12 protein-coding genes and 1 pseudogene are annotated in these 14,516 nt (G+C 46.0%); 7 read left to right on the top strand and 6 right to left on the bottom strand.

The window, feature by feature from the left end:
- The first annotated feature begins 3 nt into the window (after positions 1-3).
- Positions 4-1,005, top strand: coding sequence for a UDP-2,4-diacetamido-2,4,6-trideoxy-beta-L-altropyranose hydrolase (gene pseG, locus HQRW_RS10610; protein ID WP_014556580.1), 1,002 nt, complete (start codon positions 4-6; stop codon positions 1,003-1,005).
- Positions 1,006-1,653: 648 nt separating this feature from the next.
- Here pseG and HQRW_RS10605 read toward each other — a convergent pair.
- Entirely contained in the window at positions 1,654-2,331 is a 678-nt protein-coding gene (locus HQRW_RS10605; protein ID WP_014556579.1) for a metallophosphoesterase family protein, read from the bottom strand.
- A 49-nt stretch (positions 2,332-2,380) separates the two neighbouring features.
- On the opposite strand from HQRW_RS10605, the gene HQRW_RS10600 reads away from it, so the two are divergent.
- From HQRW_RS10600 to HQRW_RS10595, 3 genes and pseudogenes are all read left to right on the top strand, one after another.
- Positions 2,381-3,376 carry an ATP-grasp domain-containing protein gene (locus HQRW_RS10600; protein ID WP_014556578.1) on the top strand — a complete coding sequence of 332 codons (996 nt, stop codon included), beginning with the start codon at positions 2,381-2,383 and terminating at the stop codon, positions 3,374-3,376.
- A pseudogene (locus tag HQRW_RS16990) lies at positions 3,261-3,677 on the top strand (PEP-utilizing enzyme); the annotation flags it as partial. The gene HQRW_RS10600 and the pseudogene HQRW_RS16990, both read left to right, overlap by 116 nt.
- 6 nt (positions 3,678-3,683) lie before the next feature.
- Positions 3,684-4,646 carry a putative PEP-binding protein gene (locus tag HQRW_RS10595; protein ID WP_049891990.1) on the top strand — a complete coding sequence of 321 codons (963 nt, stop codon included), beginning with the start codon at positions 3,684-3,686 and terminating at the stop codon, positions 4,644-4,646.
- 19 nt (positions 4,647-4,665) lie between these two features.
- Here HQRW_RS10595 and HQRW_RS10590 read toward each other — a convergent pair whose 3' ends face one another.
- From HQRW_RS10590 to HQRW_RS10565, 5 genes are all read right to left on the bottom strand, one after another.
- Positions 4,666-5,715, bottom strand: a complete 1,050-nt coding sequence (locus HQRW_RS10590; protein ID WP_014556576.1) for an N-acetylneuraminate synthase family protein — start codon at positions 5,713-5,715, stop codon at positions 4,666-4,668.
- A 666-nt stretch (positions 5,716-6,381) separates the two neighbouring features.
- Positions 6,382-7,572, bottom strand: coding sequence for a DegT/DnrJ/EryC1/StrS family aminotransferase (locus tag HQRW_RS10585; RefSeq protein WP_014556575.1), 1,191 nt, complete (start codon positions 7,570-7,572; stop codon positions 6,382-6,384).
- On the bottom strand, positions 7,572-8,528 hold the full coding sequence (locus tag HQRW_RS10580) for a dTDP-glucose 4,6-dehydratase (RefSeq protein ID WP_014556574.1): 957 nt from the start codon (positions 8,526-8,528) through the stop codon (positions 7,572-7,574). The genes HQRW_RS10585 and HQRW_RS10580 overlap by 1 nt, the downstream gene beginning before the upstream one ends.
- A complete protein-coding gene (locus HQRW_RS10575) occupies positions 8,528-9,553 on the bottom strand; it encodes an SDR family NAD(P)-dependent oxidoreductase (RefSeq protein WP_014556573.1) in 1,026 nt (341 codons plus the stop codon). The genes HQRW_RS10580 and HQRW_RS10575 overlap by 1 nt, the downstream gene beginning before the upstream one ends.
- A gap of 500 nt (positions 9,554-10,053) precedes the next feature.
- Positions 10,054-11,094 carry an Mrp/NBP35 family ATP-binding protein gene (locus tag HQRW_RS10565; protein WP_014556572.1) on the bottom strand — a complete coding sequence of 347 codons (1,041 nt, stop codon included), beginning with the start codon at positions 11,092-11,094 and terminating at the stop codon, positions 10,054-10,056.
- A 144-nt stretch (positions 11,095-11,238) separates the two neighbouring features.
- Between HQRW_RS10565 and moaA the strand changes: the two genes are divergently transcribed.
- From moaA to HQRW_RS10550, 3 genes are all read left to right on the top strand, one after another.
- The gene (gene moaA / locus HQRW_RS10560; RefSeq protein WP_014556571.1) at positions 11,239-12,210 is read left to right on the top strand and encodes a GTP 3',8-cyclase MoaA; all 972 of its coding nucleotides are present in this window, start codon (positions 11,239-11,241) and stop codon (positions 12,208-12,210) included.
- Positions 12,211-12,364: 154 nt separating this feature from the next.
- Positions 12,365-13,582: an IS701-like element ISHwa4 family transposase gene (locus tag HQRW_RS10555; protein ID WP_014555765.1), complete on the top strand. Its 1,218-nt coding sequence runs from the start codon at positions 12,365-12,367 to the stop codon at positions 13,580-13,582.
- 195 nt (positions 13,583-13,777) lie between these two features.
- A complete protein-coding gene (locus HQRW_RS10550; RefSeq protein WP_014556570.1) occupies positions 13,778-14,482 on the top strand; it encodes a type 1 glutamine amidotransferase in 705 nt (234 codons plus the stop codon).
- Positions 14,483-14,516 lie beyond the last annotated feature (34 nt).

Raw genomic sequence — 14,516 nt, 5'->3', positions numbered from 1 at the left:
CTCATGCATCTCACAATCCGAGCTGACGGTGGATCAGAAATAGGATACGGTCATCTCGTGAGAACAGCAGCCATTGCACGTGAGTTTCTTGATGAAGATCATACGGTCACATACGCAACAACAACGCCAGAGACTGCCGAGGAAGTATGTCCGGGGGAAGTCGAAGTCACTACCCTCGATTCAAGATCAAATCCAAGTCGATTGCTTGAATGGATACAAGTAAACCAACCAGATGCCGTTCTTATCGATGCATATCCCGCTGATACAGAATATCAACAACGAATACGCGAACACGTCCCGCTCGCGGTGTATATAGATGATGCTCGCTATCCGATTTGTGCAGATATCCTGATCAATGGTAATCTCTACGCGTCAGATCTTACATATGATTTCGTTGGCAATCCCCCAAAGCAACTTCTCGGACCTGACTTTGTCCCGCTTCGAGAAGAAGTTCGACTGCTCGCTGATCAAGACCCGCCGTGGCGAGACTCCCCTCGTCGCGCTCTCATTACAATGGGGGGAAGTGACATACAGAATCGAACGCCAACAGTTATCAGATTATTCGAAGAATTCAATCTGCACGTGGACGCGATTGTTGGACCTGGGTTTTCTGAACAACAAGAACGTGCCGCTCGTGCCGCCGCTGAAGCCGTGACTCCCGATGTATCAGTAAGCCGTGATCCTGAGAATCTCGTGGAGCGGATGTTTCAAGCAGATATCGCCGTCAGTACGGCGAGCAGCACAACATATGAACTCCTCGCAGTTGGTACCCCTATTGTGTGCCAACCAGTAGCCGAGAATCAACAGATAATAGCAGAAACTCTCGAAAATAGAAATATGGCGAGTGTGGTCAACGCGGGCGAAGGGAATCCGGGATTTCGCCGGAGTATAGACCGATACATGTCAGATGCATCGCTCCGAAAAAGATACTCTGAGGCTGGGCGTGAATTGGTTGATGCATACGGAACGGATCGAATTTATCATAAAATAACAAACATAAACTAGTCAGACCAACTACTGTTTGTTCTGAGCAAATGAACGATATTTTTAAAATATGTATCAATTCATATCCAGAAAAAAGTCCTGAAAAGACAAAGTCTGTAGCATACCCCGTCCTACTACCCGAAACATGGTTAACAGAGAATTGTGATTATAGGTTAGAAACTAGACCATTACTTGATATGACAAGTACTACGACAAAAGTAAGAAAAGAGTTTGCGAGATAGTTAACGGGGTCCTTAATGATGGATTAAATTAAGAAACATTCGGAAATGTGTAAATTGTCGATTTGATGATCGAACAATTGCGATTACTCTTTCAACGATTCAGTATCCCAAACTGATGCCCTCTGATATTGTTTTGGTTTACTTAGGTGGGAATGTTGTCGAATCAAATCACGAGATTTCGATCGAATGAGAAATTGGCACAGGTTGCCCTGAATATTTTTAATTATCGGTGGACCTGTCTACTCCACAATCACGGAGTATAGTCATGAATGGATCCCTTTGTGATACAAAACATGTTGTATATACAGTCGGATTCTGTGCGAAAATTCAATCATTTTCGGGTTTGATCGGCGATCCTGAAACAGTACCAGATCCTGAACTTTCTGAGTTAGGCAATCGTCATCAATCTCAGCTTCAAAAGTAGAATTTAATTTGACTGGCGGAATGAATTGATGATCTGCTGTGGAAAAGACTCTATTTTAGCCTTTTCAATTGTTTTATCAACATTGTATTCTTGTCGTCTAAGCTCTACTGTTCCAGTATGAGTATCAAAGACCGCGTAGCTTGTACGCCAATCACCGTCGCGCGGTTGTCCAACACTCCCTGGATTCACTAGTAGAACACCGCTTAGCTTAGTGACAATTGGATAGTGTGTATGCCCCAAGATTAGTACATCTATTGTCTCATCCAGACCTTCGACTAATTCCAATGTTAAATCTGTAGGATAGATATACTCATTCGGTTCATACGGAGATCCGTGAACTACCAGAATCGTGTAACCATCTATTTCTAATCGCAATTCTGTTGGGAGTCGGTTGATGAATTCCTTATTTTCTATCGTGAGCTCGCCCATAGTCCAGTTTATGACTTCTAGTGCAGGTCTAGGGAAATCAAAATCATCACTATCAGAGATACCTCTATCATGATTCCCAGCGATCGAATCAATATTTTGCTCTTGAAAACACTCGATTACCTCTCTTGGAAATGCATTATATCCGACTATGTCTCCCGCATGAACAATCTTATCCATATGTTGCAAATCATTTAATATAGCATCTAAAGCCGGAAGATTAGCGTGAACATCACTAATGAACCCTATTTTCATATATTATTGAGAGTGTGGGAATTAAGTATATCTGTGGGAAGATAATGATATGGCTCGCGTATTAATTACGGCTGCTGGCGGTGATATCGGAATCGGTGCAATTCAATCGCTTCAGAAAGCGTCTCATGAAACGATAGCAGTGGATATGAACCCTCATGGAGCAGGTCTTTATATCGCAGATCATGGTGTTTGTGTTCCTGCTGCCTCAGATAACGAGTGGCCAACTGCTATGGCACGAGTAGTAAATGAGTACAATGTGGATATAGTTATACCTCTTATTGATCAGGAATTGCAAGAAATTGACCGTCTCCAATCCGCTCTTCCAAACGATATCCCAGTAATTGTTCCCCGACGGGGTTTAATCGAAAAAACGGTAGATAAGAAGGAAATGTACGAGTATTTTCGTAAACATGGATTGCGAATACCTGAAACCTCGGTCGCTGACACCCATAGTGGATTGTTTGAGTCACAGAGCAAGGAGCCCGCAAAAATTGTAAAGCCTCGATATGGACAAGGAAGTCGAGGAGTTCAACTAATACATACCTCTGATGATCTTCGAGAATATATTGATGAAAATGAAGTTGATCAGAGTAATCTTTTAGTTCAAGAATTTATCAACGGTCCTGAATATACTTCGAATGTTACTGTGACCAACGACAATCGCCTTCTGTCAATAGTGACAAAGGAAGTTCCAGAGCGTAATAACTACACAGCCCTAGGGATAACGAGAGATAATCCAACTGTTTACGAGGCTTGTATAGAGGCTTTTGAAGCTCTTGAACCAGCCGGTCCAATGAATGTTCAGCACATGCTTGATGAAGATGGTATACCGTATCTAATTGAAATTAATCCTCGGTTTTCCGGATCTTCCTGCCTTACTGTAGAGGCAGGTGTCAATGAGTTCGATCTATTGGTTCGTAATGCGCTTGATGAAGAGATTGAACCAGTTGATGAGTATGAGACTGGTTTGGGTATTATTCGGTACACGGATCAAGTATATATTGATGAAAGCAATCTCTTATCCCAAGCAAATGACTGTCAGTGAGCCGATTCAGGTGGGCACTTCACTAGGTCCACAGAGAAGGGTGTCAGGACCTCTCAAAATTATATCAAGCAGCGATCATACTACGCAAGTTGCTGAAGGAAATATAGTATATGTCCCTTCTTCTGTGTCAACGACAAATAATGTGACACTATTTTATGACTTGGCAAAATCAGATGTACGCGCAATCCTGTGTGAGAGGATAGAGCGCACTGATCACGGTGTTCTGTTAGCAAACGAACTCGGTATCCCCTGCATTTCTGGAATATCTAATACATTGTGTGATTATAATGGAGAACGTTTGACTATAATGGGTAATGAAATTTACCTTGGGGATGTTTTTAATTCAAATTCATATCAAAAGTCATATAATAACCTGCCGTTCCCAGATTGTGATACAGAAATTAAACTGAATCTGGGGTTTCCAGAAGTCCTTGAGAAGCATCCGAAACTGTCTGGAGTAACTGAGGGAGTCGGATTTATGAGACTTGAATTTCTTCTATTGGATCTGCTGGACGACACGCACCCAAAAGAATATACTGAACGACATGGACGTGAGGCATTAGAAAACCAACTTGCGAACCGTATCGAATCTGTCGTTAGCACATATTCTGATCCTGTGTGGATCAGAACTGATGACTTCGCTGTCTCGCATCTTAGACAGATGGAGTGTGGTAAGAGACATGAAAATAAAGAAGATAATTCAATGTTAGGATGGAGAGGAATTTCCAGATCAACCGAGGATCCTGGCTTATATGATATTCAAATCGAGTCTATCAAAAAGTTAGTCGATAGAGGGTATGAAAATATCGGTCTATTTCCACCGATGACGCGGTTACAATCAGAGTTCCTTGAATGGAAGTCATATGCCAAAGATGCTGGACTAACGGATATCTCGTTCGGATTAATGGTTGAGACGCCCGCTGTGGCTCTCACTTTTGAACAATTTATTGAACATATCGATTTTGTTGTCTTTGGAAGTAATGACCTCACTCAATTCACTTTAGCTATTGACCGCAACAACGAGAAACTTCAGTCAAAATTCGATGAAAAGGAAGACGCTGTGCTCAAGTTATTCGAACGTGTCATATCTATCTCCAATAATAATGAGATTGAAACATGTATCGGCGGACAAGCCGCATCAGATGAACAGTTAGCACGTAAATTGATTGAATTCGGAATTGATGCGCTATCTGTTAACCCTGATTTTGAGACAGTCTCTGAGATTCGGAAATCTGCTACAGAAATTGAAACCTCTCGTCTCAACAACTGATAAACAGAATCAGATATAATTAGTCTTCTATGTATTCCCACCGGATGCCTTCACCTTTCTGTATCTTTTGTGAAACAGTTTCATCAAGTATTTCATCATAAAATTTAGGATGCATTCCTGTTTCCCGCTCGCCGGGTCGAAGTACGCTCACATTTTCTGAACTCAACTCCTCACCAGCTTCAATACTAGTAGTAGCCTGAATTGCTCTTCGTCCCTTCTCATACAGTTCGTCTTCGACCCCAAGCACTCGTTTTTGTCCGGTGCCGAGCGCTGTCTCGGTATCTCGGATCGCAGAGATCATCTTGTTCAGTTTATCTGGTTCTAATGCGAACTCGTGATCTGGTCCTTCCATGTCGTTATCAAGTGTAAAGTGTTTCTCAACGACACTTCCACCCAGTGCGACAGCAGTGGTCGGAGCTGTAACCGGGTCCAACGTATGATCCGAAAGTCCTGTGAGTGCATTGAACTCTTTGCGAAGTGTCTCAATGACACGGAGATTGATCTCTGAGAGTGGGGTTGGATACGCAGCTACGCATTGAAGTAACACAAGACCTGAAACAGAGGCGTTTTTGAGAGCAGTCACCGACTCTTCGATTTCTTCGAGATTATGTGCTCCTGTAGACATAATGATTGGTTTGTCTGTCCCTGCAAGATATTTCAAAAATGGTATATGACTACTTGTGTACGATGCGACTTTCCATGCTGGGACATATTCTGCAAGCTCTGTTGCAGAGCGCTCATCAAACGGTGTAGACAGAAATTGAACGCCCTGCTCGTGGCAGTAATCGTGAAGTTCTGGTATCCAGTCATAGGGCATTTCCATTGATTCAATAATTTCGTATATGCTTCTGTCATCGTCTAGGTACTCGACATCGCCGCTCTCCTCGACATAGAGATCCTCTGCACGAAACGTCTGGAACTTTACTGCATCTGCCCCCGCGTCTGCAGCAACCTCAATCAGTTCCTTTGCTATACTAAGATCACCATTATGATTTGATCCCGCTTCAGCGATCACAAACGTCGGTTCGTCGGGTCCAACTAGCCGGTCCCCGATCTTGAGCTCGTTCATAGATGAATAGAGCGCAAACAACCTAATAAACCCACCTCAACCACTCAAATGAAGACACTGAGACGTGAGTTGGGCTCTTATCTGACTAAGATCCACGCTATTTTGGAGGGTACGTATAGCTACGCTAGCATAACCTGCTAAAATAGCAGCGACGCAGCAGAACGGTGGGATGGAGAAGACGAAGCTCTCCATCGATATTGTAGGGATGACAGCAGCCGCAGGGTATGAGACGCCACTCATTGAGCATAACCACAAGGATACCTGATGAGCGGGTTGGTTTGAGGCTGAATTCATGGCTGAGTCCACCCATGCTGAATGACGCACGACAATCACCGACAGAGTGCAATCTTCCCGCTCTCGCGGTATCGCATCTGGAGTTCGACGTTTTCCATATAACATCCTATTCAACTATACTGACACCCTCAAAGATAATTTCGGTGTCTCTACTCGAAAACTGGACTACCCAATATGTAACTACAGTCTATTCATCATAGAGCATAATCCGGAAGGCCCAGAAAAGACAATTGTCGACAGAGTCGTGAATTGCTATTATATTATCCGAACGAGTTCTCATCGATACCTATGAATAGTTGACATATAGATCCACAATTTATACCCAAAATGATATGAACTGTTAGTATCGGTCAAAAAGTATATAATTTTCGCTTAATTATGATACCGGTGAAGCCGCTCAACTGCCTGGGTCACTTTTCCAATATCATCTTGGTTCATCTCAGCATGTAACGGCATACTCACTAACTTATCATACACCTCTTCAGCCACGGGAAACATCCCCTCTTCATATCCAAATTCCTCTTGGAAGTACGGGTGATAATGCAATGGCACATAGTGTACCTGTACACCGAGATTCTCAGCATGCATAGCGTTAATAAACTCTTTTCTGTCACATCCAAACTCCTCGTTGACCTCAATCGCGTACAAATGACGCATCGGATCGGATTCGACAGGATCCGGTGGCGTACGGATTCCTGGCACCTCCTCAAACGCCGCATTGTATGATTCGATGATCATATCTCGCTGAGCTTTGAACTCTTCAATTCGATCGAGCTGTGCTAAGCCTAATGCAGCCTGAATATCAGTAAAGTTATAATTATACCCAACTCCCTCGGTGACCTGATACCATGGTTCATCTTCATACCCCGCTGGAGCATAGTCCATGTCAAACGAGCGGAATCTGCGTAATCGCTTCGCCAATTCATCATCATCGGTAACGACCATTCCCCCTTCCCCAGTCGTGATGTTCTTGACTGGATGAAAGCTGAACATTACCATATCCCGCTGTGCACCAATCAGTTCGTCTCGCCACTCGCCGCCAAACGCATGACAGGCGTCCCAGATAACAGTGAGATCATGTTCATCGGCAATTGTAAGCAATTCTTCAATATCGGCTGGCAATCCATCATAATGCATCGGAACGATTCCAGCCGTATCGTCTGTGATTTGCTCGCGGACTGCGTCAGGATCAAGTGAGCGCCGATGTGGGTCAATATCAGCGAACACTGGGGTTGCTCCAGTATATGTGGCGACGTGAGCAGTCGAGACGAATGTGAGTGGTGTCGTGATTACTTCGTCTCCCGATTCGAACCCGGCAGCCTCACCAGCGAGATGCAGTGCAGTCGTTCCTGAAGTGCTCGCAACCGCATGGTCAACGCCAACGAAATCCGCAACTCGCTGTTCAAACTCCTCGACGGCTGGACCGCGCGTAATATAGTCGCCCTCAAGCGCCTCTGTGATCGCTTTTTTATCTGCCTCAGAGATACTCTGCGAACCGTATCCAAGGACCTCATCACGAATGGGCTTGCCTCCATAGTGTGCTGGGGTGCTACTACTATTCATCAGGCTGATACCTCCTCGTGGGATTTCAGCCACTCTCGAAGGCGTGAGACGCCCTCCGCAAGCGAGACAGTTGGTTCCCAATCTATCATTGAACGTGCTTTTGCTGGGTCACATAAGAGTTTTTCAACCTCACTCTGTGGATGATGATGCTCAACATGCTCAATTTCAGTATCCTCACTTGCGATGAGCTCCGCAAGCTCGTTAATCGAAATATCAGTTCCAGTTCCAGCATTCAGTATTTCGCCGGTAGTCTCGTCTGACAGCGTTGCTTCGATAATAAACTCCGCACAATCAGTCACATATAATAAATCGCGCGTTTGTGTCCCGTCACCGTATATTGTGAGTGACTTGCCTGCAATATCGCGATTTGTAAAAATCGACACAACACCACCTGCCATACCGGTCTTCTGGAATGGTCCGTACGTATTGAACGGTCGCATGATCGTCACTGGCAGTCCATAGCCGTGATAATAACTCTCTGCAAGATTCTCTGCAGCAAGCTTCGAGCCAGCGTATGGAGATGCTGGCTTCACTGGGTGGGATTCATCAATCCCCGCCTCAGACTCGACCATATCGTATACCATACACGTCCCGACCAGCCCGAGTGCAATCTCATTCTCCCGACAGAATTCAAGAACATGCTTTGTTCCCACGATGTTCGCCTCAAAGTGCGAGTCTGGATCATCGAGACTTTCTTGAACATCAATCTCGGCTGCCAGGTGAATACAGAAATCTACCTCCTCAGTCAGAACTGCCTCAACATCGTCACGAGTCGTTACGCTTCCAGTAGTAAACTCGAATGCATCCTCGGTATCAAACGCGGCAATATTGCGTTGAGACCCATTCCGCAGGTCATCTATCCCATGGACGGTAAATCCACGCTCAAGTAGCTCATGGACCACCCATCGACCGATAAAACCAGCTGCTCCAGTGACGACAACTGTGTCCGAGGTCATTATGCGAGCACCCCAGCAAACTCAGATCGGAGGAGGTGACGAATGTCTGGTTGAGATAATTTATTTGCGCGTTCTGATGATCGGACAACCGTCTCAACGGGATCGAATCCATCGAGAGTCGAGTGATCGAGATAATCGTCTCCCTCACTCTGCTCAGGCAGAATTGCATATAGCGAGTCGTTCTCAACTGTTCGTAACTCCTCCTGTTTCGTGAGTATCTTTTCATCGAGTGTCTCTCCGATACGACTCCCGGTTTCCTCAATCTTAATTTCAGTTGGTGGGTGATCGTATGCCGGCGCAAACACATCGATCATTGCTTCAGCCAAGTCCTCAATTGCAATTGCGTCCATCTTCTGTATAAAAATCTCTCCGGCTTTTGTATGGTTCATCGCATCAATAACCAACTCGGTTACATCATTGTATGTGAGAAAGAACCGACTCATCTGTGGATCAGTTAATGTCACTGGACCGCCGGTCTCAATCTGTCGTTTGAATATCGGAATCACCGATTGTGATGAATTAATTACGTTTCCGAACCGGACTGAACACAACTGAATATCGTGTCCGCCAGTATATTTGTTCGCTGCCGTAACCAGTTTCTCACCCAATAATTTGGTCGTTCCCATCGTATTCGCAGGATGAGCTGCTTTATCACTGCTAGTGAATACAAATCGGTTCACGTCCGCATCAATTGCAGCATCAACTACATTCTGCAATCCCATCACATTAGTTTTGACTGCCTCGAACGGATTATACTCGCTAATGTCGACATGCTTCATTGCCGCAGTGTGAATGACGATATCGACACCATTCATAGCTCGAGCAAGTCTATCCTTATCGCGAACATTCCCCATAAGAAACCGACATCGTTCGTCGTCAATCTGAGATTTGAGTCTCGATAATCCCGGCTCGCTCTGATCGAGAATACGAATTACCTCCGGGTTTCGATCAAGTAGCTGACGAACGAGAATCCGACCGACCGACCCCGCGCCACCGGTCACTAACACTGTTTTATTAGCAATCATCTGGTGATATGGTTACTGGCATGTGAAATGAATTAGTCCTTGTGTCTGTGGTTGAGTGTCCACTGATATACGGTTATTCCCAAATTGGTGTGATACATCGTTTGAGAACATCGATTGGCGACACACCGGATACGACGACATTCTTTTAATTCCTGTCCTCCAATATGATTCACTTATTTTTGCCCCCAATATCGATAGGGAAAGCGAGCATATCGTGTCAAAGTCGATTGCGCGGGACTCGTCACGAATAAACTCGTTACTTCAAATCTTAATTGCTGGACCATCTGTCGATTGAGTAAATACTTCCTTGTCCTGAATTTCAACTTTGTTTTCAGATATTATCTCAAGACGCCCTCGAAATAATAAATTGACAATCAGTCCTCCTAGGTTCACTTTGTGAATGCTCACGAATTATATTAATACGAGTATCATTTTTCTGATGAATCTACTGCCTCACGCTTCTAAGCCTCATAAAGAAACTAATCACTCAGAGAAGCGTATCACCGATTCATGACATCACGCCGTCGGGTCACTCCAACCATATCCGCGACATTCGCCGTCATTGCCTCAAACGCATCAGCAGTCCCCCCGGATCCGAGCACGGCAGGGTCGCCATCATCACTGCCAGTGCGAACCTGTGGATCAAGCGGCAGGGATCCCAAGAATGGAAGATCGTTATTCGCAGCAAACACTTGTCCGCCGCCTTCACCGAAGATATCATGAATCGATTCACAGTCAGGACAGGTGAATGACGCCATATTTTCGACAATCCCGAGTACATTTGTGTCATGTTCACCAAACATTCGGAGTCCCTTGCGGGCGTCATCAACAGCAACATCCTGCGGTGTCGTCACAACGACTGCCCCCGTCAATGGAAGTGTCTGAAGAATTGTCAGTTGTGTATCGCCAGTCCCTGGTGGAAGATCTAATACAAGATAATCGAGATCGCCCCATCGAACATCCTCGACAAGCTGGGTAAGAATTTGATGTACCATTGGTCCACGCCAAATCACCGGGTCATCCTCTCCGACGAGAAACGCCATTGACATCAATTTCATGCCATACTTCTCAGGCGGAACGATTGTTTGTTCGTCCTCAGTCTCTGGTGGGACACCTGCATCAACCATTCGCGGCACGTTTGGTCCATAAATATCCGCATCAAACAATCCAACCCGTGCACCAAGATCTGATAATCCAGTCGCAAGATTCACTGCGACCGTTGACTTTCCAACGCCACCTTTCCCAGAGGCAACAGCAATCACGTTTGTGACACCGGGAAGCACCTCATCTTCACTCTCGACTGATGGGATTGTCGCTGCGAGATCAAGATCATATTCAACATCCCCAAGCACCTCACGAACCTGTGCGGCGATTTTACTCTCAGCGGGAGAATACGGAGCACCAAGTGCTAATGAAATACGGATGGTATTATTCGACTCATCAATATCAATGGCGTTGACAAGCCCAAGCGACACGATATCGTCTTCTAAATCGGGGTCTGTGACATCTCTCAGTCGGTCACGGACCGTCGCAGTGTGCATATGCATCGTCACTCCGAGCAAGCGATAAGCGTTTTGCACACCGACACTCGAGTCGACTCAAATTATCAGAATGTAATGAGTATCAGTTACATCTAACCCGTGGGTGACAGCGAATTTATCATCATTGACAACAACCATTGGTTTATGCTCGAAGATGAATTCGGGCGCGAGGTGTCTGGCGTCCGTGTCTCTTTGACCGATCGTTGTAATTTCGATTGTGTCTACTGTCATAATGAGGGACTTGGTGATACCCGCGGTCCGATGGACCCACAGGACGACGAGATGAGCACCGACGATGTCGTCCGTTTTCTTGAAGTTGTCTCGGAATTCGACATTGGAAAGGTGAAATTCACCGGTGGTGAGCCGATGCTTCGTGATGATCTCATAGAAATCATCCGACGCACACCATCATCGATGGAAGTTTCGATGACGACGAACGGGACATTTCTCCCAGGTCGAGCGGGCGCTCTCAAAGAGGCTGGACTCGAACGTGTAAATGTCTCACAGGATGCACTCGATCCTGATGAGTTCGCCGAAATCACAAAATCCGGTGCGTATGACAGGGTCCTCGAAGGCGTTGAGGCTGCGGTTGATGCTGGTCTTGCTCCAGTGAAATTGAATATGGTTGTGTTTGAACACACTGCTGAATACGTTGAAGACATGGTCAATCATGTCTCCGAGAACACTGGATTACAATTACAACTCATCGAATACATGCCCGAGCTCACTGGTCATCCCGAGTGGAATATTGATATCCAACGTGTCCATGACTGGCTTGCAGATATTGCTGACCGTGTCGAGACGCGTGAGATGCATGACCGAAATCGATATTTCGTCGGCGATGGGATGGTTGAAATCGTCGATCCTGTTGAGAACCCAACGTTCTGTGCGAATTGCCATCGCGTTCGTGTGACACATGAAGGTTACCTCAAGGGTTGTCTAAATCGAAATGATGATCTCCGCTCGATGGGTGAGATGACACGCGAAGAAATTCGTGAGACATTCCGTGAGACTGTTGCAAATCGCGTCCCGTATTATGGCGAGTATCTAATAAAAGAAAACGACGAGTGGGTGCTTAATGACAAATATCTCGATGCACCGACAACACACTCGTAATACTCATATACAAATACAACGGCTCATACCGATATACGAGCATTATCCCTAGATAACCAAATCGATATGAATAGCTTCATGACTTCTATGACATCTCCCGTACTCGGCTCTGCACGTTTAAATAGGGGCGTGATGTAGGCAGCATTGAAACTTGATGCTGCCGATTACGGATTTCCTCTCGTGCACCGACGTGCTGGATGAATTCGACTCGCTATCATATCATCAAACGACTCACGCCAAAACGTACGTGACAGGTCTTGCTGCGGGCCGCAGCAAGACTGTAACCGGAATTGCACGAGAGGTCCTTCCTGCCGGAAGTGACCGAGCACTCAACAAGTTCATCACCGAATACGATTGGGATGAGGATCAGCTCAATCACGAGCGGTTAGAGGAACTGCAAAAACACGGAGAGACACGCTGGTCACAAAACGGCTATATCGTTATTGACGATTCAGTCATCCAGCGAACCGGGAAGTCCCTTCCCGGTGCTGGAGAGTTCTACGATCACTCTGAGGGTGAGCCTGTTTGGGGACAGAACCTCGTCTACGCGTTCTATACCGATGATAAAACGTCCTATCCACTTGCTTTTCGCCAGTACGAGAAGGTCGACGACGAGGACGAGGAAGACGAACAGGAGACAAAATACGACCTCGCACGAGAGATAATCACGGAATTAGAAGAAGAGGTAGGTGTGCCTGCGGGCACCTACCTCTTCGATGCATGGTTTGCTCATGACTCCGGTCTGATCGAACACGTCGAATCACACGGCAAGGACTGGATTGGACCACTACGGGGCAACCGACAGGTGACCTACGCGAACAAAGAGAGACGCGTCGATGCGCTCGAAGAGTGCATCGACAAGGAAGAGCGAGAAGTTGACGGTGAAACGTACAAAATTTGGACTAAGACAGTCCCTGTCTCGAAATTAGGTGAAGTTCGGCTGGTAATCACAGAGAAGGTTACCGATGAGGACAAAGAGAATCCAGTAAAGTATCTTGCGACGAGCAAGATTGACGCGCCTTCGGCACACATTATTCGGAGCTATTCGTACAGATGGCGAGTAGAGACATTCTTCGAGGACTCGAAAGAGGATCTTGGCTTAGGAGACTGCGAGGTTCGTGATTCTGACGGTGCCAGTCGTCACTGGCACCTTCAGATGCTGGCCTACAGCCTTCTTCGGCTTGGTCCGGAATCGAGCGCCTCGGAGCGACTTGTCTCGAAAGCCTCGTCGCTCCGATCACAACTCGAACACGGTCTCAAGGAGACGATCTACAACATGTTTTCCTGGGTGCGCGATCAACCAGACCGCGATCTCGATGGACTGATGGAAGACATTGACCACCTCTTTCTCCATTCTGAGGGTAGTTTATAAACGTGCAGAGTCGAGTCCCGTAGTTAACCTCCCCCGAAAATAAACATCCTTGGGTCACTAGGAAACGACAGTTCACTCCTGTTCATTATAGGATGCCCAATTCTCACTCGTGTATATATCGGAAATTGGTTGTGCACGAACGTGGACACATCGAACAATACTCATAGCATTTGATATACTATATTGCATTGTCATATGAGTGATCTTGACATTGCACTGTGTGATGCATCAATTGGCGATACGCCTGCAGAGCGAAACTTCCGACGCGAGGTTGATGCATCATTAACAGCGTTCAAACTCAGTGCAGACGAGCAACCACCATGGCCAACTGCTGATGGTGAATGGGCGTATGATGCTGCTGTTATTACCGGATCACAGACTGCGGTATACGATCATGAAACCTGGATGGAGACGCTCGCTGAGTTGCTTCGAGATCTCCATGAACTCGATATTCCACTGCTTGGTGTCTGCTGGGGGCATCAATTCATCGCACAGACGTTTGGTGGATGCGTCTCCGCGATGGACGAGTATGAACTCGGGTATCAACGAATTGAGCGATATGACTCCTCGCCATTATTCGCTGATTTCCCTGCTGAATTCATCGCGTTTGAGACACACTCTGATGAGGTCGTTCGTCTTCCGCCAAATGCAACTGAACTTGCAGGAAACAGTCGCTCTTGTCAAGCATTTTCACTTGGAACCGTATATGGCGTGCAGTTCCATCCTGAATACGACCTGAAGACTGTCAAGATGGTCACGGATGGAAAGCGTGAGGAAGGAGTGTCTGAATCGGTTGTTGAGACAGTCCTCACATCAGCAACCCCATCACAACACGCAAAAACACAAACTGCAAAAAGAGTCTTTGAAAACTTCCTCTCAATCGTTGAACAGCACCAGTAAATACCTGTGTGGTGATATGTCTGAGTATACACAT

This window comes from Haloquadratum walsbyi C23 (assembly GCF_000237865.1).
Taxonomy (GTDB): Archaea; Halobacteriota; Halobacteria; order Halobacteriales; family Haloferacaceae; genus Haloquadratum; species Haloquadratum walsbyi.
This window is presented reverse-complemented; position numbering and strand designations above follow the sequence as displayed.